Consider the following 484-nt stretch of genomic DNA (forward strand, 5'->3'; position numbering starts at 1 on the left):
CCTATTGGATTGATAACATTCTCCCGAATAAGGGGAAGTATCTGCGGTACATGGTTATCACCTGCGGTGAGAACGTCCGCATATATGATGACCTCAAGGCGGAGCATAGGAAATGGACACGCAAGCTCTCTGATTGCTTCCGTTGGCTCAATCAAAAATATGGTTCAAATCTGTATTTCAGGGGGACTGAGTTCACTCAGAATCAGGATCATGAAACCCGTAACATGCATATGAATATACTCTTTGATCTGCCGTATTTGAAGGGGAACGGCTGGCAGGATTTTCTTGCTGATGTTCGTGAGAGGATGTCGTGCATTGTTAAGGATGCGGTAACTCTTGAGTCTGTTGATGAGGTCACAAAATATGTGACTAAGCCGAACGATATTGAGACGATGGAGGATGGCCATCTTGAGTGGTTCTATAATGAGACACTCAATACGCGACTGATACAGAGGTACGGATCGTTTAAGGAGTTCAAGGGGTC

1 protein-coding gene is annotated in these 484 nt (G+C 45.0%); it reads left to right on the plus strand.

Features of this window, described 5'->3' with window-relative positions; all coding sequences use genetic code 11:
- On the plus strand, positions 1-484 hold a 484-nt coding region (locus KP705_RS17235), incomplete at both ends, for a protein rep (protein ID WP_215765158.1).

This window comes from Gluconobacter sp. P1D12_c, assembly GCF_018812105.1.
In the GTDB taxonomy this organism is placed as follows: domain Bacteria; phylum Pseudomonadota; class Alphaproteobacteria; order Acetobacterales; family Acetobacteraceae; genus Gluconobacter; species Gluconobacter oxydans_A.